Below are 25302 nucleotides of genomic sequence, written 5' to 3'. Positions count from 1 at the left end.
GTACCGCAGCGTCACCACGCAGGGATCCGACATCGCCTGAGCGGCAGCGCTATCCGGCCGCGGCCGACTTCTCCCGGTACATGGCCACATCGGCGTCGTGCAGGAGTTCGGCCGCGCTGCGGCGATCGTCTTCATAGCGCGTCGCGACGCCGATGGAGGCCCGCACGGAGAGCCGATGCCCCTGGGCCACAACGGGTTCGGCCACCGCCTCGGCCAGCCTGCGCAGCACCGGGTCGGGGTCGACGTCGGGACCGCGCAACACGACGAGGAATTCGTCGCCGCCGAGCCTGCCCACCAGATCGGTGCGGCGCACCCGGTAGCGCAGCCGCTGGGCGATGACGCGCAGCACCGCGTCGCCGACCAGGTGACCGTAGCTGTCGTTGACGGCCTTGAACCCGTCGAGGTCGACGAACAGCACGGCCGCCAGCGTGCTCTTCGGATCGGCCAGCGCGGTCTCCAGCTCCGCGAGCACGGTGGAGCGGTTGAGCAGGCCGGTCAGCTCGTCGTGGGTGGCCTGGTACTGCAATTCGCGCTGGCTGGCGCGGGTGGCGGTGATATCGGTGAACGAGGTGACCACCGGTGAGCCCCGGTCCAGCGGCTCGAGCAGCCGGCAGCTGCCCGCCAGCCAGCGCCTGCGGCCCGCGCCGTCGATACCGAACACGAACCGGGTGACCGGCTCGCCCGTGGCCATGGTGCGCGAGACCGGATGGTTCTCCACCGGCAGTGGCTCGCCCTCGGGATCGACCATGCGCAGCGGCAGCGCGGTGAGCTTCTTGCCCACGAGTCTGCCCGCGCCACAATCGAATATGCGCAGCGCGGCCGGATTGATGGACTCGATGCGCCCCTGCCTGCTGATCACCACCACGCCCTCCTCGAGCTGGGAGACGATCGCGGTGAAGTGCTGTTCCAGCTTGCGCTGCGCCTGTTCGGCCGCGTACTGGGCGCTCAGGTCGTGTAGCACCACTTGGTAGGCGCGCCGCCCCTGCCAGATGGTGAGCACCGAGACGGTCTGCACCGGGATCCGGGTGCCGTCGGCGCGCAGCAGCGTGATGACGGCGCGTTCGGAGGCGTCGCCGGTGCAGGTGAGTCCGTCGATGCGGGCCATGGTCGAGGCGATCGAGTCGGGCGCGATGAAATCGGCGACCGGGCGGCCCACGATCTCCTCGGCGGACCGGGCCGCGAGCAGCCGCACGCCCGCCGGATTCAGATAGACGACGGTGCCGCGCTCGTGCACGCAGATGGCGTCGGGGGAGTGCTCGATCAGCGAGCGGTACCGCTCGGCCGCCTGCTCCGCATCCCCCACCGAGGTGGTCTTCTCGTCCATGCGAATCCCCGTTCGTCGAACGACACGCGCGGTTGCGTCGATTTCCGCGACCCCGCCGGATCCGGTGATCGCCCACCCTGCGCCGCGATCCGAACGAGGTTGCCGGTGCTGCCATCCACTAGCCGAGAAAAGCTCAGAAAAAGAGACTAGATGGTATCGAATGGACAGGATACCGCTCACATCGAAGGTACAGCAATCGGCGCACCGCGCGCCGTCGACGCGGGCTGATCAGCGTCTTCACCGGCCGCGATCCCCGCATCCGGCGCACCTGTCACCGGGTCGCGCTAGCCTCGGGTCATGTGCCGAAACATCACCCCGTTGCGCGGGCTCGAGCCCGCGGCGACCACCGAGGAGATCGAGGCGGCGGCGCTGCAATACGTGCGCAAGGTCGGCGGGCTGTCGAGCATCTCGGCGGCCACCCGTCCCGCGGTCGACGCGGCGGTGGCCGATATCGCCGCGATCACCGCGCGCCTGCTCGCCGAACTGCCCGACCGCAAGGTGCCGCCGAAGACCGTGCCGCCGCTGCGCAGGCCCGAGGTGCAGGCGCGGATCGCCGCGCGCTCCTGAGCCCCAGCCCCCGGCGACCGGCCGTTGCGGCCCGGCCGCCGCACCCGCGTGAGCGCGACGACCGGCCGGCGCTCACAGCGAGCGGGCGATGATCTCCTTCATGATCTCGTTGGTGCCCGCGTAGATCATCTGCACGCGGTTGTCGACCCACATCCGCGAGATCGGGTACTCGCTCATGTACCCGTAGCCGCCGTGCAACTGCAGGCATTCGCTGGCGATCGACATGGCGCGCTCGGTGGTCCACCACTTCGCCATCGCCACCGTCGGGATGTCCAGTTCGCCCGCGATGTGCTTGGCGATGCAGTCGTCGGTGAACACCCGCGAGATCTTGGCCTCGGTGGCCACCTCGGCCAGCTTGAACTTGGAGTTCTGGAAGCCGAACACCGGCCTGCCGAACGCCTCGCGCTCCTTGGTGTAGCGCAGTGTGTGCTCGAGCGCGACCTCCATGCCCGCGGTCGCGCCGACGGCGATGATCAGGCGCTCCTGCGGCAGTTGCTGCATGAGCTGGATGAAGCCCTGGCCCTCCTGGGTGCCGAGCAGGTTCGACACGGGCACCCGCACGTCCTCGAAGAACAGCTCGGAGGTGTCCTGGCCCTTCTGGCCGATCTTGTCCAGCACCCGGCCGCGCCGGAAGCCCGCGCGCTCGGCCTCCACCAGGATCAGGCTGATGCCCGCCGCGCCCTGGGAGGTGTCGGTCTTGGCGACGACGATGATCAGATCGGCCTGGGAACCGTTGGTGATGAACGTCTTCGAGCCGTTGATGACGTACTCGTCGCCGTCGCGTACGGCCTTGGTCTTGATGCTCTGCAGGTCCGAGCCGGTGCCGGGCTCGGTCATGGCGATCGCGCCGACGGTCTCGCCGCTGGCCATCTTCGGCAGCCAGTGCTTCTTCTGCTCCTCGGTGCCGTAGGCGAGCACGTAGTGGGCGACGATGCCGTTGTGCACGGTCTGGCCCCACGAGGTGTCGATCGCCCTGGCCTGCTCCTCGATCAGCACCGCCTCGTGGGCGAAGGTGCCGCCGCCACCGCCGTACTCCTCCGGGATGGACAGGCACAGCAGGCCGAGTTCGCCCGCCTTGTTCCAGAGGTCGCGGTCCACGTGGTGCTGGGCGATGAACTTGTCGACGTTGGGGGTGACCTCTTTCTCGAAGAACGCGCGCGCGAGGTCGCGCAGCGCGTCGAGATCGTCGTTCATCCAACACGACCGGTAGGCGGCCATCGAGACTCCTTGGGCTCGGCGTACGACTGGCAATACTTGTGACCAGTATTTACGGGTACAGTGTGTACCATCACTCGCGACGAGACAAGAGCGGCGGCGAGATCGCGATACGGTGAGCCACGTGGGACGACAGCGCTGGACCGATACCGCCGAGACCCGCCGCTCGGGCGCACGCGGACCGGGTGGCGCGGAGCGCCGTCGCGCGCTGGTGGACGCGGCCATGGCCGCGATCGAGGAGCACGGCCCCGATGCCTCCATCGGGCTCATCGCCGACCGCGCCGGACTGGTCCGCACCCACGTCTACCGGCACGTCGCGGGCAAGGAGGAATTGGACCGCGCCGTGGCCCGTCGCGCCTACGAAGACCTCACCGCGCGCATCCGCGCCACCTTCGACACCGACGGCACGCCCATCGAGATCATCCGCGCGCCGATCGCGGTGCACGTCGGCTGGGCGGCCGAGCATCCGAACCTGTACCGCTTCCTGGTCGGTCGCGACTACCGGCGCGGCGGCGACCAGCCGCGCATCGGAGGCAGCGCGTTCGCCGCCGAGATCTTCACCGCCGCAACGCGATACATTCCGCGCTTCGGCGCCGACCCGGCCGCCGCCGAACGGCTCATCGTCGCGCTGGTCGGCCTCATCGACGCCTCGGTCCGCTGGTGGCTGACCCACGGCGGGGACGCCGCCGAGGTCCTCGCCGACCGGCTCACCGCCGAATCCTGGTTGCTCATCGACCATCACCTGCGCGCCGTGGGCATCGCACTCGACCCCGCGGCCCGGTTGCGGGACCTGTTGATCGCGGGCGAGGACTACCGCGGCGCGGGGGAGTGAGCGGAGCTCAGGCCCCGAACTTCTCCTGCGCGTCGGCCACGATGGCGTCCAGGCGCGCGTGATGCGCGCCCTTCCAATAGGTTTGGCCGCAGTCCAGGCAGCGGGCGAAGGTGTCGTAGGTCTGGCCCGTGCGGTCGGGGAGGTCGTCCACCTCGACCCGTTCCGCCGCGCGGAGCAGCCCGTTGCAGGTGGTGCAGCGCGTCCACGGGGTGAGCGCGGGCGCGAAGCGGGACAGCACGTCGTCTAGCTGGTCGACCGGCCGGTGGCTGTACACGTAAGCGCCGGCGAAGATCTCGCGCCTGCGCAGCAGCCCCCGGTCGCGCGAGAGCAGAACGCGGCGTTCGGCCGCCGACCGCGCGGCCAGCGCCGCGTCGCCGATATCGGGGTTCTCGTAGGCGGCGTCGATGCCGAGCAGTCGCAGCCGGCGCGCCAGCGTGCCGAGGTGGATGTCGAGCAGGAAGCGCGGCGGTTCGGCCAGGCGCTGCGGACGGGTGACGGCCCGCACCTCGAGCGTCTCGCCGTCGGCGGGGATGTGCCCGGCGCCGACCGGCGCGCCGTTCACCAGCAGCGCGCCGACCTCGGTGAGCGGCACGCCGAGTGACTCGACCACGTGTCCCGCGGTCGACACGCCGTCGATGCGCGCCGTCGTCGGCCCGGCGCGCCGCGCGGCGGGCACGAAAACCCCCAGTTCGGCGCCGAACGCGACCGTGATCTCCCCGGTACCCACCCCGCCAGCATGCCAGTGGGCAGCCGGGGCGACCACCCGATTGTTCAGCCGGCCCGGCGCTGCGCGGCGAACGCGACGAATTCCGCACGGAAGGCGAAGTACGAGTCGCGCAGGTCGGGGCCGGGCCAGTCGGCGGGCAGCAGGTCGGCGGGCAGCATCGGGTCCACGAGGATGTGGCGCACGGTGGCGGCGGCGACCTCGAACCGCTCGGCGATCGTGGTCGCGCCGGCCATGGCCGTCAGCAGCAGGCAGGCGTCGCGGGCCCAGTCGGCGGGGCGGAACAGGCGCTCGGACAGCTCGTGCGGGGAGTCCTCCGGGTGGCCGGTGAAGTACGTCAGCCGCCGCCGCGCGGCGGGCGCGAACGTGCTCGCGAGGTTCGCGGGCCGGGTCCACACGCCCTCGCGCACCTCGCCGAACTTGTTGGTGCGCAACGCCTCCCGGATCGCGGCGCGATCGGTCGAATCGTCGGCGCCCACGGTCACCACGGCCAGCCGCCAGGTCCCGTCCCACGGCTCGGCGGGCGGGTGCATGGCCTCGTCCTGGCGGCGCTGCCGGTCGATGAGCCGCGCCGAGAGCCGGTACGCGCTGTCGGTGCGCTCCAGATCGCCCGCCGCCACCATGCGGGTGAGCGCGGCCCGCACCGCCGACTCGCCGAGTCCGAGGCCGGTGGCGATGCGCACGATCCAGCTCACCGGCGCTTCGGCGGGGTGGGCGCCGAGCAGGGCGCTGAGGATCGCCGAGCGCGCGGTGAGCGTGCGCACCGGCGTCGAAGGCATGCGCCGATGCTAGTCGGCCGCGCGGGGCGGTTCGTACGGCCGGGCTATTGCAATAATTCAGCGCATAGGTGACCATGTGCAATATCGACGCCGTGGGAGAGCACACGCCCACGGCCGGTGTCGCGGCCCGGTTGCCGCGGCGACTACTCGGCGAGGAGTGACGCGATGGCGACGCACGAGGTGACCAATCAGGTTCCGCCCCTGGAGGATTACGACGCGGCCGAACAGCCGGTGATCCTGGAGGCGCTGCGCCGGGCCGGCGCGACGGACGCGCTGGACGACCTCCACGCCGTCGGGCGGATCGCGGGCAGCGCCGAGGCGCAGCGCCTCGGCGACCTGGCCGAGGCGCACCCGCCGGTGCTGCGCACGCACGACCGCTACGGCCACCGCGTCGACGAGGTCGAGTACGACCCGGCCTATCACCGGCTCATGGACCAGGCCGTCCGCTTCGGCCTGCACGGCGCGCCGTGGGCCGACCCGAGCCCGCACGCGCACCTGGTCCGCGCGGCGAAGATGAGCGTGTGGGGCCAGGTCGACGCCGGGCACGGCTGCCCGATCTCGATGACCTACGCCGTGGTCCCCGCGCTGCGCGCGAATCCGGAGCTGGCCGCCGCCTACGAACCCCTGCTCGCCGCAAGGGAATACGACTTCGGCCTGCGCGTGCCCTCGGCGAAACGCGGTCTGATCGCGGGCATGTCGATGACGGAGAAGCAGGGCGGGTCCGACGTGCGAGCCAACACCACCGCGGCCGTGCCCTCGCTCGACGGCTCCTATCGGATCACCGGGCACAAGTGGTTCACCTCGGCCCCGATGTCGGACTTCTTCCTGGTCCTGGCGCAGGCGCCGGGCGGGCTGTCCTGCTTCTTCGTCCCGCGCGTCCTGCCCGACGGCACTCGCAATACCTTCCGCCTGCAACGCCTGAAGGACAAGCTCGGCAACCACTCCAACGCCAGCGCCGAGGTCGAGTACGAGGACACTGTCGGCTGGCTGGTCGGCGACGAGGGGCGCGGCGTGCCCACGATCATCGACATGGTCAACCTCACCCGCCTGGACTGCACGCTCGGGTCGGCGGGCGGGATGCGGGTGGGCGTCGCGGCCGCGGCGCACCACGCCGCGCACCGCCGGGCCTTCGGGGCGCACCTGGCGGACCAGCCGCTCATGCGCAACGTGCTGGCCGATCTGGCCGTGGAGGCCGAGGCGGCCACGACGGTCGGCCTGTGGCTGGCCGAGCTCACCGACCGCGCCGTGACGGGTGACGAGGCCGCCGACCGGCTGCGGCGGATCGCGCTGGCCGTCAGCAAGTACTACGTGTGCAAGCGCGGCCCGATCCACGCCGCCGAAGCGCTGGAATGCCTGGGCGGCAACGGATACGTCGAGGAGTCCCGGATGCCGCGCCTCTACCGCGAGGCCCCGCTGCTGTCGGTGTGGGAGGGCTCGGGCAACGTGGCCGCGCTGGATGTGTTGCGCGCCATGGCCAAACAGCCCGACACGCTCACCGCCTTCTTCGCGGAGGTGGAGGCGGCGGCGGGCGCCGACCGGCGCCTGGACGCGGCGGTCGCCCGATTGCGCGGGCAGTTCAGCGATGTCGACACGATCCAGTACCGCGCGCGGCGCGTCGTCGGCGAGATGGCGCAGGTGCTGCAAGGGTCGCTGCTGGTGCGTTTCGGTCACCCCGCCGTGGCGGACGCGTTCACGGTGAGCAGGCTGGGCGCCGACCGCGGCGACGTGTTCGGCACGCTCCCGTCCGGCGTCGACACCGCCGCGATCATCGAGCGCGCCACGCCGAAGCTGTCCTGACCGCGAATCGAAGGAGATCCGTTGAGCGACAACGCCGATCACGCGGGCGCTCGGCCCGCCGCCTGGTACGAGGGCCTCACCGAGGGGCCGGACTCGCTGTTCGCCGACCGCGAGCGCGCCGAACCGGAGATCGAGTACCGCACGCTGACCTATGAGGTGGACGGCCGGATCGCCCGCATCACCTTCAACCGTCCCGAGCGCGGCAACGCCATCACCTCCGACACCCCGGTCGAGCTGGCGGCGGCCGTGGAGCGGGCGGATCTGGACCCGCGCGTGCACGTCATCGTGGTGTCGGGGCGGGGCAAGGGTTTCTGCGGCGGATACGACCTGTCGATCTTCGCCGAGGGCGGCGGACTCGCGATGGACGGTCCCGACGAGGCGACGGGCACCGTGCTCGACCCGGTGGTGCAGGCGCGCAACCACAATCCTTGGGGCACTTGGGATCCGGTGGTCGACTACCAGATGATGAGCCGCTTCAACCGCGGCTTCTCCAGCCTGCTGCACGCCAACAAGCCGACGGTCGCGAAACTGCACGGCTTCGCGGTGGCGGGCGGCACCGATATCGCGCTCTACGCCGACCAGATCATCTGCGCCGACGACACCAAGATCGGCTACCCGCCCACCCGCGTGTGGGGCATTCCCGCCGCGGGCATGTGGGCGCACCGCCTCGGCGATCAGCGCGCCAAACGCCTGCTGCTCACCGGCGACTGCCTGACGGGCAAACAGGCCGTCGAATGGGGCCTGGCCGTGGAATCGTGCCCGGCCGAGGAACTCGACGAGCGCACCGAGGCGCTGCTGGCCCGCATCGCGCGGATGCCGATCAACCAGCTCGTCATGGCCAAACTCGCGCTCAACAGCGCGCTGCTGGCCCAGGGCGTGGCCAACTCCGGCATGATCAGCACCGTCTTCGACGGCGTCTCGCGCCACTCCCGTGAGGGCTACGCCTTCCAATTGCGTTCGGCCACCGTGGGTTTCCGCGAGGCCGTGCGCGAACGCGACGAGCCCTACGGCGACTGGAAGCGCGAGAGCCCCCGGCCGCCGACTCCGTGAGCCCGCCTCAGTCGGGCAGCCGGCGCATCTCCACCAGGGTGAGGCCGAGGTTGTCGATCATCGCCAGCACGGCGCGCATGGCGGTCTGATCGGGGACGGGTCCGTGCAGGGACGTCGCGCACGGACACGAGGTGGCGGTCAGCTCGGGGAACGCGGCCCGCGCGCGGTCGGAGAGTTCGCCGTCGATGATGAACTGATAGCGGACGGCCATGGCACTCCTCTCGCGGCGCGAACGTGTGCGGGTGATCACCGAGTCTGCTCCGGACGGCGGCCTGGTGCCTCACACGTCGCGGATGAGATCACCGCTCAGAGCAGGCCGCTGCGGCGGGCGTGATCGAGGGCCGCGACGCGGGAGTTGGTGCCGAATTTCGTGTAGATCGCGCGCATATGGGTTTTCACGGTGTTGATCGAGACGCCCAGGTCCTCGGCGATCTGCTGGGCGGTGCGCCCCGAGGGCAGATGCTGGAGCACGGTCGTCTCGGCGTCGGTGAGTCCGGGCCGAGTGTGCCCGTGGTGGGCGGACGGATGCCTGCGCACCCGATCGGCGAACGCGTCGCGGCGGCCCAGCCGGCCCGAGTACACGTCCAGCAGTTCGATGGCGGCGGGCACGTCCAGGAACGGGCGCACCAGGTGATCGGGTTCGGCCCGCCGCAGCGCCTGCTCCAGCCCGCCGCGCGCCTTGCCGGTGGTGCCGAGCCGGTGCTGCGCCGAGGCGTACAGCAGCCACGCGACCACCGCGGTGCGCGCATGCAGGGCGTCGAGGATGCCGAGCAGCGGCTCGATCGCGCCCAGCACCGCCTGAGCGTGCTCGGCGGCGTCGGCCAGCATGGCCCGGGCCACCGTGAGGTCGGGCAGGTCGCCGAACTGGCGGTGCGCGCGGTTGGCCAGCAGGTGCGCGGGCCGCGCCTCCCCGGCGTTGAGCAGGGCGGCGACGACCTGCGCGACGAGGGTCGCGGTGGCGGCGGGCACCGGCCGCTCGTCCAGCAGCAGGTGCGTGGTGTGCCGCAGCGCGTCCACGGCGGCGGGCCGGTGGCCGCAGCGCGCGGCGTCGACCATCAGCGCGATCGTGTGGCCGTGCCAGCCCGCCAGCGGACTGTGCGATCCGTCTTGGCCGGTGCGCGCGGCCAGGGCGCCGTCGAGGTGGCGGGCGTCGGGTACCTCGCCGCGCAGGTGGGCGGCCAGCGCCGAGATCGCCATGACCTGCGCGGCGTCGGTGGTGCCGGTCAGGTGGTGCTCGGACGCGACGGCCAGGGCACGGTCGGCGCGCTCGCGCATCGAGGCCGTGGCGTCCCTGGCGGTCGCGACGAACGCCAGCCGGGTCAGCGCGCGCAGCGCCAGCCGGGGGTGGCCGGTGTGGTTGGCCAAGGTCAGCGCGCCGAGCAGCCGCTCCTCGGCCCGGTGCGGGTGACCCTCGACCAGCAGCGCGGTGGCCGACTGGATCGCGAGGTAGCCGTCGATATCGGGGTGACCCGTGACGGCGGGCGCCGCGGTGGACACTTCGCCCAGCCGGGCGCCGGAGGCGGCGAACAGGTCGGCCGTCACCGCGACGGCCAGGGCGTCGACCCAGTCCGGCGGCGCGAAGGACGGGTGCGCCGACCGTCGCGCATCGGCCACGTCGAGCAAGTTGCGCGCGTCGGCGGTGCTGCCGTGGAACAGCGCGTCCAGCACCCGCAGCAGCCACACGAACGGGTCGTCCAGCGCGGTGGGCAGGCGCCGGTGCAATTCGTCGAAGACGGCGGGCCCGTCACCCTCCAGTACCAGCGCGACACCGCGCTCGGCGAGGTATTCGTGCAAGTGCGCGGGGTCGGGTACGGACAGCAGGTGGGTCACGGCCTGCCGGTGCGAGCCTGTCTCGCGCAGCGCCCGCGCCGCGCGCAGGTGGAGTTCGCCGCGCGCGCCGGCGTCGAGCCGGTTGGCCTCGGCCAGGAAGTACGCGCGCAGCATCGGGTGGTAGGCGAACCAGATGTCGCCGTCGCGCACGACCGAGGTGAGCGGGAAACTCATCCGGTCCAGCTCGTAGAGCGCGTGTCCGGCGCCGCCGCCCGTCAGCTCGTCGGCCAGCCGCTCGGTGAACGCGGCCGGAACGCTGGTGTAGGTGAGGAACATGCGCAGCGAGGGCGCGAGCGCGGAGATGAGTTCGCCCACCAGGAAATCCGACACCGCGTGCGGCGGGCGGGCCAGGGTGGCGAGCGCGGCGGCCCGGTCGCGCGCGGTGGACAGGTAGATGGCCGCGATCCGCACCAGGGCGGCCCATCCCCGGGTGAGCGCGGTGACGGTGTCGAGTTCGGCACCGTCGAGGTCGCAGCCGTGCTCGCGGCACAGCGCCTCCACTTCACTGCCGTCGAGCGCCAGATCCTCGGCGCCCCAGCGCACCAACTGTTCGGGCAGGCCCGGCAGATGCCACCGCAACGGCGGATCGAACCGGCCCGAGATCACGGTGGTGACACCGGGAGGCGCGTGGAGCAGGAAGTGTTCGAGTCCGGCCAGTTCCAGTGGCTCGGTGATCAGGTGGGCGTCGTCGAGGACGATCACGAGCGGGTCGCCGCGCGTGGCGAGCGCGTCAACCAGGGCGGCTGCCTCCGAACCCGGCGCACCGAGCGCGCGTTGCGGCGCGGGCATGCCGAGCCCTTCGCGCAGCGCCGACCACAGCGTGCCGTCGCCGTCGGGCTGCTCACCGAGGGCGACCCACACCACCTCGCGGACCTGCCGGGTGCCCGCCCACTCGGTCAGCAGGACGGTCTTCCCGCTGCCCGCCGGCGCGCACAGCAGCAGCGCCCGGTGGCGCGGGGATTCGGCGATCGCGTCGAGCCGCCGCAGCAGCGCCGGCCTGGTGATCGGCGCGAAGGACAGTGCCGGCAGTGGGGAGAGGGCCGCGCTGCCGCGGGTCGTGCGTAGATCGGGGCCGTGTGAGCTGGCCACCGTGCCTCCTGGACCGAGTGCCGACTTGTCGCGCCTGGCTCAGGAATTTACCGGATGGAATTACTTCTTGGTCGTCACGACCGATCTTGTTATCAGGTCTTGTCCGTCCGGTTCACCCGAGCCGGGCCGCGACGCCATGTCCCTTGGGGTGAAAGGCGTTTCTGCGGTGCGAGTACAGGCCGAGCAGGCCGAGTACCTGGTCGTCCGCGATGAGCGGATGACAGTACAGCGACCGCACACCCAGCGCGTGCAGGTGTGCGCAGTAGTCTCGCCAGCGTTCCTCGTCGGTGAGGTCGGCGATCAGCACGCGGCGGTGCGTGCGGACCACATCGGCGCCGGGGGAGTCGGGGTAGTCGCCTTGGGCCTGCTCGAGTGTCGCGGCGTCGCGACACGACCAGCCGACGACTTCGAATCCGTCCAGGCCCCAGGCCGTGATGCCGACCAGCGGGTGGCCGGGCAGCAGACGGGCGATATTGGCGGCCGCCTGAGCGGGGAACGCCGGAGAGTCAGGGGGGAAGATCGCGCCCGGGCCGGGGGAGACCGGGGCCGAGATCGGTGTTTCTAGCATGCGGGCACCTCACTGACAGCGCGTCCGCGGGTGTGGTCTCCTCGACGCCACCACCCGTCGGCCGGAGCGCGCCGACTGGCCATCCACTTTCGCTGCCCCATCCGGGGCGATACACCGCCCGTCCCCGCACGGGCGTCTGCCGCCGGTGAAGGCGGCGTGAAAGGTTGCGCACCAAGGGATCCACTTACCACCCCGGGGTGCACGGAGGGAACCGTTCACCTGCACACAGGTCACGCTCCCGCTCGGGATGTGACGGCCACCACATTAACACCGCCCGGTCGGTCCGAGGGCGGGATTCGGCGGACCCGCCGGTCACGGCTCGATCAGCCCGGCGCGGATCGCGTACCTGGTCAGCGCGAGGCGATCGCGCAGGTCCAGCTTCTGCAGAATGTCGGCCCGGTGCCGGTCCACCGTCTTGGCGCTGATCACCAGGGTCCGCGCGATATCGCGGGTGGAGTGGCCCTCCGCGACCACTTTGAGAATCGCCTCCTCGTGCGGGGTCAGGATGGCCTCGGGCAGCGCCGACCCCTCCCGCGCCCGGTGCAGGTACTCGCGGATCAGTGCGGTGACCGCGCCGGGATAGAAGAACGGCTCCCCGCGCATGGTGGCCCGGCACGCCTCCAGCAGGTCGCGGTCGGCCACCTGTTCGGGTCGGCGGTGGTGGGCATGTTCGTCGACAACATCCCCTACACCGCCACCATGGCGCCGGTGGTGGAAGGCGTGGTGGCCGGGGCGCCCGACGGCGGTCCGGGGCAGGCGCTGTGGTGGGCGTTCGCGTTCGGCGCCGACTTCGGCGGCAACGGCACGGCGGTCGCCGCGAGCGCCAACGTCGTCGCCCTCGGCATCGCGCGCCGCGCCGGTCATCCGATCTCGTTCTGGCAGTTCACCAAATACGGGTTGGTGGTCACCGCGTTGAGCTCGGTGCTGGCGTGGACGTACGTGTGGTTGCGGTACTTCTGAGTCTCAGGCCAGGTACGGGCCCAGCTGCGCGACCGCCTCACCGGGATGGGTGGCGGCGATCGGGCGCCCGATCGCCTGGAGCTTCCATCCGCTGCGCGCCAGGTACAGCTTCGCCGCGATGACGCCGGTGTGGGTGCCGTCGCCCGCGAGGTCGAAGTGCGCGAGCTCCTTGTCGTCCACGCCGTCGACCACGCGGCAGAACGCGTTCCGGATGCGCTCGAAGGTCTGGCCCTGGTAGGAGGTGATGACGAAGACGATGGTCGCCACCTGGTGATGCACGCGGGTGAGATCGACCGAGATCACCTCGTTCTCGCCCTTGCCGATGCCGGTGAGGCTGTCGCCGAGGTGCCGGATCGCGCCGTCGCGCGAGGTGAGCTGGGCGAAGTAGACGGCGTCGAGCAGGTAGTGGTCGCGGTCGAAGATCAGCGCGGCGGCGTCGAGGTCGGCGTGGTCGCTGCCCTGCGCGCCGGGGACCGGGTCCCAGCCCAGGCCCATGCGCAGGTACTGCAGATCCGTCCCGGCGTCGGTGCGCAGCCGCACGGTCTGGTTCACCAGCAGCGGCAGCGGGCGATCCGCGCTGAGCAGCAGTTCCTGCTCCGGCTGCACGTGCTCGACCGGTCCGCCGACGCGCAGGTGGTTCTCGGCGAGCACACCGGCCAACCCGGCGGGGTGACCCTCGTTCAACCCGCTGATCTGCCAGCCGTTCTCGGTGCGCTCCAGCTCCACGGCCACGGCGGCCGACGCGCCGCTCACGCCGGTGAGCCGGTGGTTCAGCACGTTCGCGCCGAGCGCGTCGAACACGTCCACCACCACCGGGCCTGCGTCGGAGAACACGTGGTGCGGGTTGTCCAGCGCCACCACGATCCGCACCGAGACCACCTGCGGCGCAAGCGTATTCATCCGGATGGCGAGCGAGGTCGGCTGCCCGCCGCGCGCGTCGGCCCGCCGCACGTCCTCGGTATGCGGTTCGGCGCACGCCGTGCCCGCCTCGTCGCATTCGGCGTCGTGGTCGCTGCGGAACAGCGCCACGATGTGCGCGGGCTCCCCGCTGTGCGCGATCACCACCAGTTCGTGCGTGGTCAGCGAACGTGTTTGCTCCGAAACCTCAGGCACGCGATCCTTCTCCGCTCGGGCCCGGCACCCCCGGACCTGTGAATACCGTCCGCCCGGCGTCCTCCCGCGCCGGACCCTGTCGCGGTGCGCCGGCATCGATCCCGGCCACCCGGCCCGCGACACCCTCGCACACGGTTGTCTGTTCGAGGATAGTCAGCCTGTGCCGCCGATGTGGGCGCCGGACACGAACTCGCCGGTGGGAAAAGGGCGCCCGGCGTCACTCGACCGCGAACTCACCGGCGGTGAGAGGCGAAGCCTGCCACGGGGGAGCCGCTCGCAAAAGTGCCACTCGGCTGCGAACAAGCGAAATCTGCTCCCCCTCCCCCTCGAAGCCAGAGACTTTCGTGGATGTCTGCGCGCGGTGCTTCCGATACCGCAACGTGGGACCGCGCACCACCACACCGGGCGCCAAGGCCGACGCCGCCATGAGCAGTGCGGTGTCCTCCATTCCGTGCGCCGCGCTCCACCCGCCGACGGTGAGCAGCAGGTCGCGCCGCCACATCACCCCGGCCGGATGCACGGGCACGTGATAGCGATCCGGTTCGGTGATCCACGCGTCCACCAGCGCGCCGCGCGGAATCGGCCCGTCGGGCAACGCGATCGGGAATTCCCGCAGTGCGCCCGAGGCATGCAGATCCCGCGCCGGACCGACCGCGAAACCGGCGTCCGGGTGGTCGCGCAGCGCGGTGAGCAGGGTGCGCAGTGCCGTGGGCTCCAGTTCGTCGTCGGCGTCGAGATTCTGGATCAGCGGCGCGGACGAGCGGCCCAGCGCCACGTTGCGGGTGACGGCCGCGCCCGCACGGGTCCCGTTGGCGGACAACGACACCCGCGGATCGGCGAGCGCGCCGCACCGGGACAGCGTGGTGGGGATGCCGTCGAGTTCACCGTCCACCTGGACGGCCAGCGCCAATCGGTGTGGGTCTGCGCGGCCAGGGAGCGCCAGGCGTCGGGAGGTAGCGCTCGTAGGCGGCGTGCACCGCCGTCAGCACTTCTACCCGCATAGGCACCAGAGCGAGCCTGGCAGGCGCCCGAACGCACCCGCGAGGCGATCGACGTCGCACTCAACGGCCTCGCGCCGGGCACGCCGTTCGAGGGGCAGGGTGAGCTGTTGCGGACCCGCGCCGCCGAGGCGGTGCGCGAGCACCCGCGCGACCACATGTTCCACCTGCGTCTGTCTACGGGTGAATTCCTCTGCGGCCATTACGATCCCGCGCTCGAACAGGTCGACACCGCGCTGGAACTGCTGCCCGCGATCGGCTGGCGGGGCAGTCATCAACTGCTGCTGGAGCAATTCACGTCGCAGCGCACCGCGATCTTGCAGGGCCGCGCCACCGCCCGTCGCGACGCCGAACGCCAGGAACGGCTGGACCACCACGAGCGGACGATCGAGGACCTCGTCGGCAATGTGCGCCGCTCGCTGTTGCGCTCGGTCGAACTGGTCACGACCTTCGCCGCCGTCATCGCGTTCGCCGTCGGCTCGCTCCAGATCACGCTCAACGGCAACCTGGATCTGAAGGGCCGGGCGATCCTGATGGCCGAGCCCGGCGGCGGCCTGCTCTTGTTCGCCCTGGTGATCGCAGGCGGCTCCTGGCTCATCACCCGCAACCTCAGCACCGCGCGCGGCAACGACGAGGAGTGAGCAGCAAACCGGCCCCGCGATGGGTCGGGCCCTGTGCGAATTGTCCGTATCCACCGGTAGCGCAACGTCGTTCGGTGCTCGCGCGATTGCGCTGTCCACCAGCGGGATTGACGATTCGTTAACCACCGGTTCGCGGAATCTCCTGTCCCGCACCGCCTTCACCGAGCCCATGTACGCTCGGCTCCGTGATTACCCTCAGAAAAGAAGACGGGGCGGCGGATCTCGCGGGCATCACCAAGCTGAGCGTCGGCGTGAGCTGGGACCCGAGCGGTGGCACGAGCGGCGGTGCGCTCGGCTGGGCGCGGCGCAAGCGCGGCGTGGACCTCGACCTCATCGCGATCCTCATGCAGGGCTCGGAACCGGTGCGTTTCGCCGGTCTCGACTCGCTCGACCCGCTCGGCAACGGCTCGGTCGTGCACAGCGGCGACGAGCAGACCGGCGCCGCCTCCGGTGACGACGAGACCGTGCACGTCACCCTGGCCAACGTGCCCGACGGCATCGACGCCATCGTCTTCGTCGCGGCCGCCTTCAAGAAGGGTTCCAGCTTCGAGAAGGCGAACAACATCTCGTTCAAGATCTACGACGCCTCCGGCGGCAGCTCCCAGCAGGTGGCCGACATCTGGCCCTCGCTGCTCGGCGACGAGAACGCCAACGCGGTCGCCCGCGCCTTCCGCAACGGCGCCGTCTGGCAGCTCGAGGTGCTCAACCGCAAGGGCAAGATCAAGCAGGGGGACAAGCAGGCGCTGCTGCGTTTCGCGATGGAATAAGGGGATTCAGTCCGGCACCAGTCCGCCGGCGAGTACGCGGTGCGCCGCGTCGATCGCGTCCGGCGTGTGCTCGAAGATCTGCGCGTCACCGCCCGCGGGCAGCGCCCCGACCGCCGCGAGGCGTCGGCGGTGATGGTCGCGCAGACCCGACATCAGCACCGTGATGTGCCGGTGCTCGAGTTTGCGCACGGCGTCTTCGAGCACGAGCGCGCCCGTGGTGTCCAGCGCCGTCACGTGCCCCATGCGCAGGATGACCACGCGCACATCGGACACGTCGGCCAGCTCCAGCAGGAAGCGGTGCGCGGTGGCGAAGAACAGCGGGCCGTCGATGCGGTAGGCCACGATGTGGTCGTGCAGCAGGGACCGCTCTTCGGCGAGGTGGTCGTCCTCGTCGAGCGGAACCTGGTGCAGCCCCGCCTCTTTCGCCACCGAGCGCAGCGCGAGCACCACGGCGAAGCCGACGCCGACGGCCACCGCCGTCACCAGGTCCAGTGCCACCGTGACGCCGAAGGTGACGACCATGATGAGCGCGTCACCGCGCGAGGCTCGCGCGATCGCGGCGAGCGAGGCGGTCTCGACCATCCGCACCGTCGTCGCGAGCAGCACACCGGCCAGCGCGGCGACGGGGATGTCGGCGACCAGCGGCGCCGCCAGGTACACGATGCCCGCCAGCACCGCGGCGTGCGTGAGCGCGGAAAGCCTGGTGCGGGCCCCGGATCGGACGTTCACCGCGGTTCGCGCGATCGCGCCGGTGGCGGGCACGCCACCGAACAGCGGCGCCGCCACGTTCGCCAGACCTTGCCCGAACAGTTCCCGGTCCGGATCGTGCCGAGTGCCGACCGCCATCGAGTCCGCCGCCGTCGCCGAGAGCAGCGATTCCAGCGCCGCGAGCGCGGCCACGGCCAGCGCGGGCGCGATCAGCCCGCCGAGCTGATCGAAGTGCAGGAAATCGAGTGTGGGAGCGGGCAATCCGGACGGTATCTCCCCGATCGGTGCGAGCTGGAGCCCGAACACCTGCGCGACCACGGTGGCGCCGACGACGGCGAGCAACGCGAACGGCAGTTTGGGCAGGTACCGCCCACCCACCAGCAACACTGCCGCCACCGCGAGCGCGGTCACCAGCGGCAGTGGGTCGGGGTCGGCGGCGAACCGCGACACCGCATCGGCGGCCGCCTGCCACACCTTCTCGCCGTGCGCGTCGGCGACGCCCAGCGCCGCCGGGAACTGCTGTAGCGCGATCACCACCGCGATCCCCGCGGTGAACCCCTCGATCACCGGGGCGGGCATGTACCGCACGGCCCGCCCCACGCCGGCGATCGCGAGCACGATCAGGACCAGGCCCGCGATCAGCCCGACGGCCAGCACGCCGGACGCGCCGTGCTGGTGCACGATCGGCACCAGCACCACGGTCATCGCGCCGGTCGGGCCCGACACCTGGAAGCGCGACCCGCCGAACACCGCCGCCACCGCGCCCGCGACCACGGCGGTGGCCAGCCCGGCCGCGGCACCCAGACCCGACGAGATGCCGAACCCGAGCGCCAGCGGCAGCGCGACCAGCGCGACGATCAGGCCCGACAGCAGGTCGGCACCCGGTTTGCGCACGGCCGCCCGCCAATCGGACCACCGCGGCAGCAGGTCCCGCGCGCTCACCGCGCGTCGGCCAGCCGCAGCTTCAGCGCGGCGAGCTGTTCGCGCAAGCGGTCGGGCAGCCGGTTGCCGCCGATGGTCGCGTACCACTCGTCGATCGACGCGGTCTCCGCGATCCACTCCCCGGTGTCGACGGCGAGCGCGGCCTCGGCGAGTTCCCTTGCGCCGTCCGGTAATCCGGACAGATCGAGCGCGTCGACGGGCGGCACCCAGCCGATCGGCGTGCGCACGCCCTTGCCCTCGCCCTCGATCCGCGCGAGCGCCCACTTCAGCACCCGGACGTTGTCCCCGAAGCCCGGCCACAGGAACTCACCGGCCGCGCCGCGCCGGAACCAGTTGACCTGGAAGATCTTCGGCAGTTTCACGGGGTCGGCGTCCGCGCCGAGCCGCAGCCAGTGCGCGAAGTAGTCGCCCACGTGGTAGCCGAGGAACGGCAGCATCGCCATCGGGTCGCGGCGTACCACACCCACCGCGCCCGCCGCCGCGGCCGTGGTCTCCGACGACAGCACCGAGGCGGTGAAAACGCCGTGCTCCCAGTCGAAGGTCTCCGCGACCAGCGGGACGGTGCTCGCGCGGCGGCCGCCGAAGAAGATCGCCGAGATCGGCACCCCGGTGGGATCGTTCCATTCCGGCGCCACCGAGGGGCACTGCTCGATCGGGGTGCAGTACCGCGAATTCGGATGGGCGGCGGGTCTTCCCGAGTCCGGGGTCCAGTCCCGCCCGTGCCAGTCGATCAGGTGGGCGGGCGGAGTGTCGGTCATGCCCTCCCACCACACGTCGCCGTCGTCGGTGCGGGCGGTGTTGGTGAAGATCGAATTGCCCAGGGCGATGGTGGCTATCGCATTCGGGTTCGTCTTCGCGCTCGTCCCCGGCGCGACGCCGAAGAAGCCCGCCTCCGGATTCACCGCGTAGAGCCTGCCGTCGGCGCCGAAGCGCAGCCAGGCGATGTCGTCGCCGATCGTCTCAGCGCGCCAGCCGGGCAGCGCGGGCTCGAGCATGGCCAGGTTGGTCTTACCGCACGAAGACGGGAATGCCGCCGCGATGTAGTGCGTACGCCCTTGCGGCGAGGTGAGTTTCAGGATCAGCATGTGCTCGGCCAGCCACCCCTCGTCGCGGCCGAGCACCGAGGCGATGCGCAGGGCGAAGCACTTCTTGCCGAGCAGGGCGTTGCCGCCGTAGCCCGAACCGTAGCTCCAGATGGTGCGCGTCTCCGGGAAGTGCGCGATGTACTTGGTCTTGTCGCACGGCCACGGCACGTCGGCATGGCCGGGCGCCAGCGGCGCGCCCACCGAATGCAGGCACCGCACGAAATCGACCGCGTCGGTGAGCTTCTCCCACACCGGCTCGCCGGAGCGGGTCATGATCCGCATCGACGCCGCCACGTACTCCGAATCCGTGATCTGCACACCGTATTTCGGATCGTCGGCATCGAGCGGGCCCATGCAGAAGGCGATCACGTACATCGTGCGGCCCGCCATCGCGCCCCGGTAGTGCTCGGTCATCACCGTGCGCATGTCCACCGGGTCGACCCAGTTGTTCGTCGGGCCCGCGTCGTTCGGGTCGGTCGAGCAGAGGAACGTGCGGTCCTCCACCCGGGCCACATCGTCGGGGTCGGAGACGCACCAGAACGAATTCGGCTTGGCGGTGAGCGGCACCAGGGTGCCCTTCTCCACCAGGAGCCCGGTCAGCCGGTCCCATTCCGCGCGGGAGCCGTCGCAGAACACGACCCGCTCCGGTGCGGTCAGTTCGGCGACCTCGGCGACCCAGGACAGCACGGCGGCGCTGCGGGTCGGGGCGGTCGCTTCGGCGCTGCGGTCGGACACGGCATCACTCCTTCTGTGAACTTGCCAGATATTCAGTTTAGAAAGTCTGCAAACAGCCTGTGTGCGAGGGTCTTGGTGCGCTCTCGGAGGGGGTCAGGCCGTGTTTTCCAGTGCCTCGGCTTGTCCCGCGACGACGCCCGTCAGGATCGCCCGCGCCGTCGCCAGCAGTTGCGCGACCTCGGGGGAGGTGAGTTCGTAGGTGACCGACAGTCCCTCGCGCCGCGCGGTGACCAGTCCGGCCCGCCGCAGGATCGACAGTTGCTGCGACAGATTGGCCGCCTCCACCTCGATCTCCCCGAGCAGTTCCGACACCGCGTGCTCGCGCTGGCTCAGCAGCTCGAGCACCCGGATACGCACGGGATGGCCGAGCGTCTTGAAGAAGTCGGCCTTCATCTGATAGAGCGGCCTGCTCGATCCGGGCACCCGCGCCACTCCCTTTCCCACTCGCGTGCGCGCCCGGTGATCACCGGACCACGCTGGTTGCAGAGTTTAGCAATCAGCGCAATCGGTGTCGTTCGCAGGTGACCGAAGACGGTACCGAGGCACACCTGGAGCCGGGTGCGCTCACGGGCGGTGGGCGCGGATCTCCGAAAGGGTCGGCGGCGGTTCGGTGCGGCCGGTGAGGTCGGCCAGGGTGGCCCACAGCTGGTCGTAGCGGTCGGGGCCGAGGCGGTGCTGCCAGTCCTCGAGTACGTGGGCGACGGCGCGGTGGATATCGCGTTCCAGGTCGCGGCCCGCCGGGGTGAGCCGGATGAGTTTGGCGCGGCCGCCCGCGCCGGGGGCGCGGAGCAGGTAGCCGTGGCCTTCGAGGTGGGTGACGAGTTCGTGCATGGACTGCTTCGTCATGCCCGCGTGCGCGGCGAGTTCGGCGGTGTGCGAGCCGTCGATGCCGCCGAAGCGGAACAGTTGCAGGTGGGCGGGACGCAGGTCGGGATGGTGCGGCGCGATCTCGGCGTGGATGGCGGCCAGGGCCTGGTCGAACGCCACACGCAGCAGTCCGAAGCGCCTGCCCGGCGCGGGGGTGCTGTCTTCGATTGACACCCGAGTCAGGCTACCTTACCGTAGCTGGTCAGGAAACCTGACTGTGAGGAGTGGCTCGTGATCGTCGAACAGGGCGCCAGGGAACAACTGGGGGTATTGCTGGCGGGCAAATGGGTGGTGCCGGTCATCGGGGCGGTGGCCGAACTCGGGATCGCCGACCTGGTGGCCGACGGTCCGGTCGAGGTGGCCGAGCTGGCGAAATCATCGGGAACGCACGAGAATTCGCTGCACCGGCTGTTGCGGGCAGCGGCGAGCATCGGCGTCGTCAGCGCCGACGGCGACACCCGCTACGGTCCCACCGCGCTGTCGGAATGCCTGCGGGCCGACGTGCCGGGCTCGCTGCGCGCCGCCGCGATCATGTTCGCGATGGATCCGTTCTGGTCGCCGTACGCGCGGATCCGGCACAGCGTCACCACCGGGGAGCCCGCGTTCGACCTGCATTTCGGCACCACGATCTACGACTACCTGCGCGACCATCCCGAGCATGCGCGGGTGTTCGGGTCCGCGGCGGCGGCCTTCCACGCCGAGGCCATCCGCTCGGTACCGCACGCCTTCGACTTCTCGCCCTACGCCACCGTGGCCGACATCGGCGGCGGCACCGGCGCGTTGCTCGGCGCCGTACTCGGGGCGAATCCCGGTGTGCGCGGCGTGCTGCTCGAACTGCCCGAGGTGGCGGAGTGCGCCGAAAAATATTTGGCGGCAGCGGGTTTGGAAGAGCGCGTGGACATCGTGCCTGGCGACTTCTTTGTCGGGGTGCCGCGCGCGGACGCATACCTGATCAAGAGTTGCCTGCACAACTTCCCCGACGACCGCGTGGTCGAGGTGTTGCGGGTGATCCGGTCCGCGATCCCCGACGGCGCACCGCTGCTGGTGATCGAGACGGTCATCCCGCCCGGCGACGGTCGGCACTACTCGAAGTTCGACGACATCGAGATGCTCGTCATAGCTGGCGGGGCGGATCGGACGCGGGCTCAGTGGTCGGGCCTGCTCGCCGCCGCCGGATTCGGCCTCGACCAGGCGTTGCCGTGCGGCGACCGGTTCTCGATTCTGCTCGCGATGCCGCGTTGACCGGGTGTTCTTCGCAACTCGACACTTGAGATTTAGGTGAACCGAACTTTACTATTCGTAACTATGAAGGTTTGGCTCCACCGGTGGTCGCCCGTGCGCGTGTTCATACCCCTGCTCGTCGCGGTAGGGGTGGTGTGTACGGCGACCGCCTGCGGGGAGTCGCGCGGAGCGAACGACAAGCCGGTCGTGCTCACCACGTTCACGGTGCTGGCCGATATCGCGCGCAACGTGGCGGGGGAGCACCTCGCGGTGGAGTCGATCACCAAGGTGGGCGCGGAGATTCACGGCTACGAACCGACGCCGGGCGATATCCGCAAGGCGTCCACGGCCGACCTCATCCTCGACAACGGGCTCAACCTGGAGGCGTGGTTCGGGCAGTTCGTCGCCGATCTGGACGTGCCGCACGTGGTGGTGACCGAGGGCGTCACGCCCATCTCCATCGCCGAGGACGCCTACGCGGGCAAGCCGAACCCGCACGCGTGGATGTCGCCGCTGAATGTGCAGATCTACGTCGACAACATGGTCCGCGCCTTCGCCGACCTGACCCCCGACCACGCCGAGGCGTTCCGCGCCAACGGCGAGGCCTACAAGGTGCAGTTGCAGCAGATCCACGACGAGCTGACCGGCACCCTGTCGGCCCTGCCCGCCAACGAGCGCGCGCTGGTGACCTGCGAGGGCGCGTTCTCCTACCTGGCCCGCGACGCCGGCCTCACCGAGAAGTACATCTGGGCGGTCAACGCCGAACAGCAGGCCACCCCGCAGCAGATCACCTCGGCCATCGACTTCGTGCGCGCCAACCGGGTGCCGGCCGTGTTCTGCGAGTCGACCGTGTCCGACGCCCCGATGCAGCGCGTGGTCGAGGCGACCGGGGCGCGGTTCGGCGGTGTGCTGTACGTGGATTCGCTGTCGGAGGCCGACGGGCCGGTGCCGACCTACCTCGAGCTGCTGCGCCACGACGCCAAGACCATCGCCACGGCGCTGACGGGAGCCACGCTATGAACCCGAGTATCGAGATCCAGGGCGTCACCGTGCATTACGGTGACGTGCTCGCCCTCGACGGCGTCGATCTCACGCTGCGTCCCGGCCGGGTCTGCGGGCTGATCGGCATGAACGGCTCCGGCAAGTCGACGCTGTTCAAGACCATCATGGGGCTGGTGCGCCCCGATCGCGGCACGGTGCGGGTGGACGGCGGTTCGCCCGCCGACGCGCGCAAGGCCGGCGTGCTCGGCTACGTGCCGCAGAGCGAGGACGTGGACTGGAACTTCCCGCTCACCGTGCGCGATGTGGTGATGACCGGCCGCTACGGGCACATGGGATTCACCCGCCGCCCGCGCCGCGCCGACAAGGAGGCGGTGGCCGAGGCGCTCGCGCGGGTCGAGCTGACCGACCTCGCCGAGCGGCAGATCGGGCAGCTCTCCGGCGGGCAGCGCAAGCGCGCTTTCGTGGCGCGCGGCATCGCCCAGGGCGCCACGATCCTGCTGCTGGACGAGCCGTTCGCCGGCGTGGACAAGCGGTCCGAGCGCACCATCAGCACGCTGCTGCGCGAGCTCGCCGATTCCGGTGTGTCCATTCTGATCTCCACGCACGACCTGCACGCCCTGCCCCAATTGGCCGACGAGGCAGTGCTTTTGATGCGGCGCGTGCTCAAGCACGGTGACCCGCACGAGGTGCTGCGCCCGGAGAACCTGGCGCTGGCGTTCGGCCTGGACGGCGACGACCGCGATACGTTCGCGAAAGCCGGGTGAGCGCGGTGACTTTCGCCGAACTGTTCCTCGATCCGCTGCGCTACGACTTCATGGTGCGGGCGCTGGCCACCACCGTCACCACGGCCGTGGTGTGCGCGGCGCTCTCGTGCTGGCTGGTGCTCATCGGCTGGTCGCTGATGGGTGACGCGGTGTCGCACGCGGTGTTGCCGGGCGTGGTGCTCGCCTACATCGTGGGGGCGCCGTTCGCGATCGGCGCGGTGATCTTCGGGTTCCTCGCGGTCGCGCTGATCGGGGTGGTGCGCGACACCAGCCGAGTGAAGGAGGACGCAGCCATCGGCATCGTCTTCACGACGCTGTTCGCGTTCGGGTTGGTGCTGGTGTCGGTGACGCCGAGCAACACCGATCTCAACCACATCATCTTCGGGAACCTGCTCGGCGTGAGCCGCGGCGAACTGGTGCAGATCCTCATCCTCGCCGCCATGGTGCTGGCGGCGCTGATCCTCAAACGCCGCGATTTCACCCTCTACGCCTTCGACGCCACGCACGCCCACGCCATCGGCCTGCGCCCGAAGCTCCTCGGCGCGGCCCTGCTCGGGCTGCTCGCGCTCACCGCCGTGCTGGCCCTGCAAGCGGTCGGCGTGATCCTGGTGGTCGCCATGCTCATCATCCCCGGCGCCACCGCGTACCTGCTCACCGACCGTTTCGGTCGCATGCTCCTCATCGCCCCCACCATCTCGGCGGTGTGCTCGGTCGCCGGCCTCTACATCAGCTACCACCTCGACACCGCCCCCGGCGGCATGGTCGTCGTCGTCCAAGGCATCGCCTTCACCCTCGCCTACCTCTTCGCCCCCCGCCAAGGAATCATCGGCCGCCGCCTCACCACCCGCCGCCGCACGCCCGCGCCCGCGTGACAAACCGGGTTCGTTCGTATGACCGGCCATCGCGACGCTGATCGTGATCCGAACCAGTCGGCGATAGCCGCGTAGCGCCCCGACGTGGGTAGGGTGCGGTGTCCGACCGTGAATGAGGACCGAGTTGTCAGGCTGGTCCGGCGAACTTCATGAGTGTCGTCGCCGACTGTTTCAGGTCGAGCTCGCCCATCGCGACGGCGTTGACGAAGGTGTAGGTCTCTAGTACGGGTGCGTTCTCGAGCGTGATTCGAAAGCCGTTCAGACCCAAGAACACGACTGCCGACGTCCACGCGGTTCGCTTGTTTCCGTCGATCAGCGCGTGATTGCGGGCCAGCGACTCCAGCAGCGCCGCCGCCTTGTCGAACAGGCCCGGATATGCGTCTTGGCCGAACACTGTTGTGCGATAACGGAACACGTGTGCCTGGAGAAGCCCCGGGTCGCGCACGACGGCCGACCCTTCGGTGACGACGTACGCGATCTCCAGCACATCCTCGATGTCGAGATAGCGGACGTCGCTCACTTCAGCTTGTCCAGCAGTTCGCGGTGCTCGGCAACGGCGAACGCGATCTCGGCTCGAACCGACTCACGATGGCGCCGGCGTCGCACGTACTCGGCGATGGCCGCGTTGGCGATGGTGTTCATGCGGCGCCCCTCGGCCTCCGCTTGTTCGCGCAGGTCGGTTTCATTCTGGTCGGTCAGCCGCAAGTTCATAGCGGTCCGAGTTCGTCACGCTACCGACGGAGGGTGCCCTCAGGTCCCCTACCCTTCCCGCCCCAGCGAGAAGTACTCCGACTGCCGGGGCCGCGCCGCCAACGCCAGCACCGACGCCACTTCCTCGACCCCCTCCGACAG

Annotated in this window: 25 protein-coding genes and 2 pseudogenes; 11 read left to right on the top strand and 16 right to left on the bottom strand. The window is 70.6% G+C overall.

Features of this window, described 5'->3' with window-relative positions:
- Positions 1–49: 49 nt before the first annotated feature.
- Positions 50–1324 carry a diguanylate cyclase domain-containing protein gene (locus DFR74_RS26960; protein ID WP_067508674.1) on the bottom strand — a complete coding sequence of 425 codons (1275 nt, stop codon included), beginning with the start codon at positions 1322–1324 and terminating at the stop codon, positions 50–52.
- A gap of 297 nt (positions 1325–1621) precedes the next feature.
- Here DFR74_RS26960 and DFR74_RS26955 point away from each other — a divergent pair, with 297 nt between their 5' ends.
- Positions 1622–1891, top strand: coding sequence for a DUF2277 domain-containing protein (locus DFR74_RS26955; protein ID WP_067508672.1), 270 nt, complete (start codon positions 1622–1624; stop codon positions 1889–1891).
- A 72-nt stretch (positions 1892–1963) separates the two neighbouring features.
- On the opposite strand, the gene DFR74_RS26950 is transcribed toward DFR74_RS26955, so the two are convergent.
- On the bottom strand, positions 1964–3109 hold the full coding sequence (locus tag DFR74_RS26950) for an acyl-CoA dehydrogenase family protein (RefSeq protein WP_067508670.1): 1146 nt from the start codon (positions 3107–3109) through the stop codon (positions 1964–1966).
- A 121-nt stretch (positions 3110–3230) separates the two neighbouring features.
- Between DFR74_RS26950 and DFR74_RS26945 the strand changes: the two genes are divergently transcribed.
- Entirely contained in the window at positions 3231–3938 is a 708-nt protein-coding gene (locus tag DFR74_RS26945; RefSeq protein ID WP_084537558.1) for a TetR/AcrR family transcriptional regulator, read from the top strand.
- Positions 3939–3945: 7 nt separating this feature from the next.
- Here DFR74_RS26945 and DFR74_RS26940 read toward each other — a convergent pair whose 3' ends face one another.
- Both DFR74_RS26940 and DFR74_RS26935 read right to left on the bottom strand, forming a co-directional pair.
- Positions 3946–4665, bottom strand: a complete 720-nt coding sequence (locus DFR74_RS26940) for a Mut7-C RNAse domain-containing protein (protein ID WP_067508668.1) — start codon at positions 4663–4665, stop codon at positions 3946–3948.
- A 44-nt stretch (positions 4666–4709) separates the two neighbouring features.
- Complete coding sequence (locus DFR74_RS26935; protein ID WP_067508666.1) at positions 4710–5441, bottom strand: PaaX family transcriptional regulator C-terminal domain-containing protein; 732 nt, start codon at positions 5439–5441, stop codon at positions 4710–4712.
- A 165-nt stretch (positions 5442–5606) separates the two neighbouring features.
- On the opposite strand from DFR74_RS26935, the gene DFR74_RS26930 reads away from it, so the two are divergent.
- Both DFR74_RS26930 and DFR74_RS26925 read left to right on the top strand, forming a co-directional pair.
- Positions 5607–7238 (top strand): acyl-CoA dehydrogenase family protein, encoded by a 1632-nt coding sequence (locus tag DFR74_RS26930; RefSeq protein ID WP_067508664.1) that lies wholly within the window; start codon positions 5607–5609, stop codon positions 7236–7238.
- A 21-nt stretch (positions 7239–7259) separates the two neighbouring features.
- Positions 7260–8288: a crotonase/enoyl-CoA hydratase family protein gene (locus DFR74_RS26925; RefSeq protein ID WP_067508662.1), complete on the top strand. Its 1029-nt coding sequence runs from the start codon at positions 7260–7262 to the stop codon at positions 8286–8288.
- 7 nt (positions 8289–8295) lie between these two features.
- Here DFR74_RS26925 and DFR74_RS26920 read toward each other — a convergent pair whose 3' ends face one another.
- The 4 genes and pseudogenes from DFR74_RS26920 to DFR74_RS36770 all read right to left on the bottom strand — a co-directional run.
- The gene (locus DFR74_RS26920; RefSeq protein WP_067508660.1) at positions 8296–8499 is read right to left on the bottom strand and encodes a hypothetical protein; all 204 of its coding nucleotides are present in this window, start codon (positions 8497–8499) and stop codon (positions 8296–8298) included.
- Between the two features lie 95 nt (positions 8500–8594).
- On the bottom strand, positions 8595–11207 hold the full coding sequence (locus DFR74_RS26915; protein WP_067508657.1) for a LuxR C-terminal-related transcriptional regulator: 2613 nt from the start codon (positions 11205–11207) through the stop codon (positions 8595–8597).
- Between the two features lie 112 nt (positions 11208–11319).
- Positions 11320–11775, bottom strand: a complete 456-nt coding sequence (locus tag DFR74_RS26910; protein WP_067508655.1) for a GAF domain-containing protein — start codon at positions 11773–11775, stop codon at positions 11320–11322.
- Positions 11776–12087: 312 nt separating this feature from the next.
- Positions 12088–12423 (bottom strand): annotated as a pseudogene (locus DFR74_RS36770) (LuxR C-terminal-related transcriptional regulator); the annotation flags it as partial.
- On the opposite strand from DFR74_RS36770, the pseudogene DFR74_RS36765 reads away from it, so the two are divergent.
- A pseudogene (locus tag DFR74_RS36765) lies at positions 12406–12735 on the top strand (hypothetical protein); the annotation flags it as partial. The pseudogenes DFR74_RS36770 and DFR74_RS36765 overlap by 18 nt on opposite strands.
- Before the next feature lie 3 nt (positions 12736–12738).
- Here DFR74_RS36765 and DFR74_RS26900 read toward each other — a convergent pair.
- Positions 12739–13848: a TerD family protein gene (locus DFR74_RS26900; protein WP_170160803.1), complete on the bottom strand. Its 1110-nt coding sequence runs from the start codon at positions 13846–13848 to the stop codon at positions 12739–12741.
- A gap of 217 nt (positions 13849–14065) precedes the next feature.
- Positions 14066–14758 carry a glycosyltransferase family 2 protein gene (locus DFR74_RS26895; protein ID WP_198161724.1) on the bottom strand — a complete coding sequence of 231 codons (693 nt, stop codon included), beginning with the start codon at positions 14756–14758 and terminating at the stop codon, positions 14066–14068.
- Positions 14759–14956: 198 nt separating this feature from the next.
- Here DFR74_RS26895 and DFR74_RS37350 point away from each other — a divergent pair, with 198 nt between their 5' ends.
- Positions 14957–15487: a hypothetical protein gene (locus tag DFR74_RS37350; protein WP_067508651.1), complete on the top strand. Its 531-nt coding sequence runs from the start codon at positions 14957–14959 to the stop codon at positions 15485–15487.
- A 185-nt stretch (positions 15488–15672) separates the two neighbouring features.
- Positions 15673–16254 (top strand): TerD family protein, encoded by a 582-nt coding sequence (locus DFR74_RS26885; protein ID WP_067508644.1) that lies wholly within the window; start codon positions 15673–15675, stop codon positions 16252–16254.
- Positions 16255–16260: 6 nt separating this feature from the next.
- Here DFR74_RS26885 and DFR74_RS26880 read toward each other — a convergent pair whose 3' ends face one another.
- The 4 genes from DFR74_RS26880 to DFR74_RS26865 form a co-directional block, all read right to left on the bottom strand.
- Positions 16261–17904 carry a SulP family inorganic anion transporter gene (locus DFR74_RS26880; protein WP_195125664.1) on the bottom strand — a complete coding sequence of 548 codons (1644 nt, stop codon included), beginning with the start codon at positions 17902–17904 and terminating at the stop codon, positions 16261–16263.
- Positions 17901–19724: a phosphoenolpyruvate carboxykinase (GTP) gene (locus tag DFR74_RS26875; RefSeq protein ID WP_067508640.1), complete on the bottom strand. Its 1824-nt coding sequence runs from the start codon at positions 19722–19724 to the stop codon at positions 17901–17903. Before DFR74_RS26875 ends, DFR74_RS26880 begins: the two co-directional genes overlap by 4 nt.
- A 93-nt stretch (positions 19725–19817) precedes the next feature.
- Positions 19818–20117: an ArsR/SmtB family transcription factor gene (locus tag DFR74_RS26870; protein ID WP_067508638.1), complete on the bottom strand. Its 300-nt coding sequence runs from the start codon at positions 20115–20117 to the stop codon at positions 19818–19820.
- A gap of 171 nt (positions 20118–20288) precedes the next feature.
- Positions 20289–20765, bottom strand: coding sequence for a MarR family winged helix-turn-helix transcriptional regulator (locus DFR74_RS26865; RefSeq protein ID WP_084537555.1), 477 nt, complete (start codon positions 20763–20765; stop codon positions 20289–20291).
- 57 nt (positions 20766–20822) lie between these two features.
- Between DFR74_RS26865 and DFR74_RS26860 the strand changes: the two genes are divergently transcribed.
- From DFR74_RS26860 to DFR74_RS26845, 4 genes are all read left to right on the top strand, one after another.
- Positions 20823–21833, top strand: a complete 1011-nt coding sequence (locus tag DFR74_RS26860) for a methyltransferase (protein WP_067508636.1) — start codon at positions 20823–20825, stop codon at positions 21831–21833.
- A 63-nt stretch (positions 21834–21896) separates the two neighbouring features.
- Positions 21897–22832 (top strand): metal ABC transporter substrate-binding protein, encoded by a 936-nt coding sequence (locus DFR74_RS26855; protein ID WP_084537554.1) that lies wholly within the window; start codon positions 21897–21899, stop codon positions 22830–22832.
- Positions 22829–23578 carry a metal ABC transporter ATP-binding protein gene (locus tag DFR74_RS26850; RefSeq protein WP_067508634.1) on the top strand — a complete coding sequence of 250 codons (750 nt, stop codon included), beginning with the start codon at positions 22829–22831 and terminating at the stop codon, positions 23576–23578. The genes DFR74_RS26855 and DFR74_RS26850 overlap by 4 nt, the downstream gene beginning before the upstream one ends.
- 50 nt (positions 23579–23628) lie before the next feature.
- Positions 23629–24450 carry a metal ABC transporter permease gene (locus DFR74_RS26845; protein ID WP_067508783.1) on the top strand — a complete coding sequence of 274 codons (822 nt, stop codon included), beginning with the start codon at positions 23629–23631 and terminating at the stop codon, positions 24448–24450.
- Positions 24451–24577: 127 nt separating this feature from the next.
- On the opposite strand, the gene DFR74_RS37345 is transcribed toward DFR74_RS26845, so the two are convergent.
- Together DFR74_RS37345 and DFR74_RS26835 are read right to left on the bottom strand one after the other, a co-directional pair.
- Complete coding sequence (locus DFR74_RS37345; RefSeq protein ID WP_067508632.1) at positions 24578–24970, bottom strand: type II toxin-antitoxin system death-on-curing family toxin; 393 nt, start codon at positions 24968–24970, stop codon at positions 24578–24580.
- Positions 24967–25155: a CopG family transcriptional regulator gene (locus DFR74_RS26835; protein WP_147265942.1), complete on the bottom strand. Its 189-nt coding sequence runs from the start codon at positions 25153–25155 to the stop codon at positions 24967–24969. The genes DFR74_RS37345 and DFR74_RS26835 overlap by 4 nt, the downstream gene beginning before the upstream one ends.
- Positions 25156–25302: the final 147 nt, after the last annotated feature.

The organism is Nocardia puris (assembly GCF_003315035.1).
Classification (GTDB): domain Bacteria; phylum Actinomycetota; class Actinomycetes; order Mycobacteriales; family Mycobacteriaceae; genus Nocardia; species Nocardia puris.
Note: the sequence above shows the minus strand (reverse complement) of the source record. Positions and strands in the feature narration are given on the sequence as shown.

Excerpts from the sequence above, each read along its gene's own strand:
- DFR74_RS26920 (WP_067508660.1), bottom strand. The coding sequence starts at position 8,499 with ATGGCCGTCCGCTATCAGTTCATCATCGACGGCGAACTCTCCGACCGC.
- DFR74_RS26955 (WP_067508672.1), top strand. The coding sequence starts at position 1,622 with ATGTGCCGAAACATCACCCCGTTGCGCGGGCTCGAGCCCGCGGCGACC.
- DFR74_RS26855 (WP_084537554.1), top strand. The coding sequence starts at position 21,897 with ATGAAGGTTTGGCTCCACCGGTGGTCGCCCGTGCGCGTGTTCATACCC.
- DFR74_RS26850 (WP_067508634.1), top strand. The coding sequence starts at position 22,829 with ATGAACCCGAGTATCGAGATCCAGGGCGTCACCGTGCATTACGGTGAC.
- DFR74_RS26950 (WP_067508670.1), bottom strand. The coding sequence starts at position 3,109 with ATGGCCGCCTACCGGTCGTGTTGGATGAACGACGATCTCGACGCGCTG.
- DFR74_RS26935 (WP_067508666.1), bottom strand. The coding sequence starts at position 5,441 with ATGCCTTCGACGCCGGTGCGCACGCTCACCGCGCGCTCGGCGATCCTC.
- DFR74_RS26870 (WP_067508638.1), bottom strand. The coding sequence starts at position 20,117 with ATGAAGGCCGACTTCTTCAAGACGCTCGGCCATCCCGTGCGTATCCGG.
- DFR74_RS26930 (WP_067508664.1), top strand. The coding sequence starts at position 5,607 with ATGGCGACGCACGAGGTGACCAATCAGGTTCCGCCCCTGGAGGATTAC.
- DFR74_RS26960 (WP_067508674.1), bottom strand. The coding sequence starts at position 1,324 with ATGGACGAGAAGACCACCTCGGTGGGGGATGCGGAGCAGGCGGCCGAG.
- DFR74_RS26845 (WP_067508783.1), top strand. The coding sequence starts at position 23,629 with ATGGTGCGGGCGCTGGCCACCACCGTCACCACGGCCGTGGTGTGCGCG.
- DFR74_RS26910 (WP_067508655.1), bottom strand. The coding sequence starts at position 11,775 with ATGCTAGAAACACCGATCTCGGCCCCGGTCTCCCCCGGCCCGGGCGCG.